Source organism: Shewanella sp. 11B5 (assembly GCF_002836795.1).
Taxonomy (GTDB): Bacteria; Pseudomonadota; Gammaproteobacteria; order Enterobacterales; family Shewanellaceae; genus Shewanella; species Shewanella frigidimarina.
Genome location: NZ_PJAP01000855.1, coordinates 1 through 3,575 on the forward strand (window position 1 = coordinate 1; position 3,575 = coordinate 3,575).

The window sequence follows — 3,575 nt, forward strand, 5'->3', positions numbered from 1 at the left end:
GCTTTTACGTGATAAACCGACCAATAAAGGTAAGTGAAATTCATGTAATTTGGGTAACGCCGCTAATAGGCGGTAATTATGCGCTAAAGTTTTGCCAAAGCCAAAACCTGGATCAAGAATTAAGCGTTCGCGCTCAATTCCGGCGGCTTCGCAGTATGCAATACGCAATTCAAAGAAAGCAGCCACCTCATCAATCACATCTTGATACTCAGGTTCATCTTGCATAGTTTTGGGCTCGCCTTGCATGTGCATCAAGCAAATCGGCACATCTAACGTCGCAGCCATCGCTAAGGCTCCTGGCATTTGTAAGGCACGCACATCATTAATCAAATTAGCTCCAGCATTGACAGCTTGTTCCATCACTTCAGGTTTGCTGGTATCGATTGAAATCCATACGTCGTGTGTTTTAGCGGTATATTCGATAATAGGAATAACCCGAGCAAGCTCCTGCTCAACAGAGACCTCTGCAGCCCCTGGGCGAGTTGACTCACCACCGACATCAATAATTAATGCACCTTGTTCGACCATATAATCAACATGTCGGCAAGCTTGTTCGAAATCGATGTATTCGCCACCATCAGAAAAAGAATCAGGTGTCACGTTTACAATTCCCATCACAACAGGGGCTGATAAGTCGAGCGTTTTATTGGCATGAGTTAATTGAAACAATGGTATTTTCCTACAGTAGATTAAAAACAAGAAAACCCCTTTCGGGGTCTTCTTTATTCACTAAATTATTTATTTAGCTGGTGATTCATCCGCATCATTAGTATCGGCTTTATTATCGACTTTAGTGTCGGTTTTAGCTTCATCTACTGGCGTTTCAACTTCAGATTTAGGCGTGCTATTGCCATTATCTTTATCGTCAGATGATTCATCTTTTTGCCATTCAGCAGGCATACGCACTTCACGGCGGTGCATTAAATCATCAATTTGTAACGAATCAATCGTTTCATACTTCATCAGTGCGTCTTTCATCGCATGTAAAATATCCATATTTTCTGTCAGCATGTTTTGTGCACGTTGATAGTTTTTATCGATAAACATTTTGATTTCTGAATCAATTAATGACGCAGTATCACCTGACATAGCCTTTGATTTACCCATACTGCGACCTAAGAAAACTTCGTTTTCTTCTTCGGCATAGAGTAAAGGACCCAATTTGTCAGAGAAGCCCCATTGCGTAACCATGTTACGTGCAATCGATGTCGCGTATTTAATGTCTTGTGAAGCCCCTGTAGAGACTCGTTCACTTCCGTAAATAAGCTCTTCGGCTAAACGTCCACCGTAAGCAACTGAAATCTGTGATTCCAATTTGCGACGGCTTTGACTCACGGCATCAGCTTCTGGTAAGAAGAACGTCACACCTAAAGCACGACCGCGCGGAATAATTGTCACTTTATGTACAGGGTCATGCTCTGGCACTAAGCAACCAACAATAGCATGTCCGGCTTCATGATAAGCCGTCATCTCTTTGTCTTCTTCAGACATCACCATAGAACGGCGCTCAGCACCCATCATGATTTTGTCTTTAGCACGTTCAAACTCTTCCATACCGACTACACGACGATTACCACGAGCAGCAAACAACGCTGCTTCGTTAACAAGGTTTGCTAAGTCTGCACCAGAAAATCCTGGGGTACCACGAGCAATAACACTTGCTTTAACATCGTCTGATAAAGGCACTTTACGCATGTGTACTTTAAGGATTTGTTCACGACCACGCACATCTGGTAAACCGACAACGACTTGGCGGTCAAATCGACCTGGGCGAAGTAGTGCAGAATCGAGTACGTCTGGACGGTTAGTTGCCGCAATGACAATAACGCCTTCATTACCTTCGAAACCATCCATCTCAACCAATAACTGGTTTAATGTTTGCTCACGTTCATCGTGACCACCACCGACACCTGCGCCACGTTGGCGACCTACAGCATCAATTTCATCGATAAAGATGATACAAGGTGAAGATTTTTTAGCTTGTTCAAACATGTCACGCACACGAGATGCACCAACACCGACAAACATTTCCACAAAATCAGAACCTGAAATGGTAAAGAATGGCACCTTAGATTCACCAGCAATAGCCTTCGCTAGTAAGGTTTTACCTGTACCTGGCTGTCCAACCATTAATACGCCAGTAGGAATACGGCCGCCTAATTTTTGGAATTTAGTAGGGTCACGCAAATAATCAACCAGTTCTTTTACTTCTTCTTTTGCTTCATCACAACCAGCGACATCTGCAAAAGTGGTCTTAATTTGATCTTCGCTCATCAATTTGGCTTTACTCTTACCAAATGACATTGCGCCCTTACCGCCACCACCTTGCATTTGACGCATGAAGAATATCCATACTCCAATCAGCAGTAACATTGGAAACCATGAAATAAAGATTTGAGTTAAGAAACCAGATTCTTCAGCTTCTTGGCCTTTATAGTCAATACCTTTAGTTTGAAGATCATTGATTAAGTCTTGATCATACATAGGCATGATGGTGATGAACTTCTCGCCGGTACGTTTAGTTCCTTCAATAGTTCGTTGGTCGCTTTTTATTTCGACCTTGTTAACTTGACCATTTCGAACATTGTCCAAAAAGGCGGAATAATCCATCTTCTGCGAATTCGAAGAAGAGGGGGAATAACCCTGGAACACTGACATCAGCACAACAGCGATGACAACCCAGAGTATTAAATTTTTAGCCATGTCACTCAAATTACTCGACCTCTTAAACAGTCCTGCGATTATTAACTTTAGACTACTACAACTTGTAACCAGTCGCCACTAGATAGACTTCTCGAGAGCGCGCTCTAGAGGAGTCTGGTTTACGGGTTTTTACTACTTTGAATGCCTGTTTGACTGTTTTTATGTAGTCGTCAAAGCCCTCCCCCTGAAAGACTTTAACAGCAAAACAGCCGTTAGGCGTCAACACTTGGTGACACATATCTAGCGCTAATTCAACTAAATACATAGCCCTTGGCTGATCAACAGCACCCGAACCACTCATGTTCGGAGCCATATCTGATAGTACCACATCCACTTTATCTTGACCTACTCGCTCAAGCAATGCCTGCAGCACTTTATCCTCTCTAAAATCACCTTGAAGAAAATCAACGCCAACAATTGGATCCATCGGTAAAATGTCACAAGCAATCACTTTACCTTTGTCGCCAGTAAGTTTAGCAGCCACTTGTGACCAACCACCCGGTGCTGCCCCCAAGTCAACTACTGTCATACCCTGTTTTATTAAGTGATCTTTTTCTTGGATCTCTTCTAACTTGAATGCTGCTCGTGAACGTAAGCCACGTTTCTGGGCTAATTTCACATAGTGATCATCAAAGTGTTCTTGCATCCAGCGAGTTGAGCTCGCCGTACGTTTTTTTGTTGTCATTTAAATTCCGCAACGATTCAGAGTTACATAAGCTCTATATAAGGGTAGAATACCCGTTTTTCAACAGTAACTCAGCAAAAGTTGGTACAAATGAACTTAACAACCAAACAAAAACAGCATTTAAAAGGTCTGGCGCACAGTCTAAAACCAGTGGTGCTGCTTGGTGGCAATGGACTAACTGAAGGTG

General features: G+C 42.7%; 4 protein-coding genes. 1 reads left to right on the top strand and 3 read right to left on the bottom strand.

Annotated features, from left to right (window positions below; translation table 11 throughout):
• The 3 genes from folP to rlmE form a co-directional block, all read right to left on the bottom strand.
• The coding region (folP, locus tag CXF78_RS17170) for a dihydropteroate synthase (RefSeq protein WP_374702303.1) at positions 1 to 615 on the bottom strand (615 nt) is incomplete at its 3' end.
• 123 nt (positions 616 to 738) lie between these two features.
• A complete protein-coding gene (ftsH, locus tag CXF78_RS17175; protein WP_102037442.1) occupies positions 739 to 2,712 on the bottom strand; it encodes an ATP-dependent zinc metalloprotease FtsH in 1,974 nt (657 codons plus the stop codon).
• Between the two features lie 46 nt (positions 2,713 to 2,758).
• Entirely contained in the window at positions 2,759 to 3,388 is a 630-nt protein-coding gene (rlmE, locus tag CXF78_RS17180; protein WP_011636456.1) for a 23S rRNA (uridine(2552)-2'-O)-methyltransferase RlmE, read from the bottom strand.
• Between the two features lie 90 nt (positions 3,389 to 3,478).
• Here rlmE and CXF78_RS17185 point away from each other — a divergent pair.
• Positions 3,479 to 3,575: YhbY family RNA-binding protein (locus tag CXF78_RS17185; RefSeq protein ID WP_180957205.1), on the top strand; the 97-nt coding region annotated here is incomplete at its 3' end.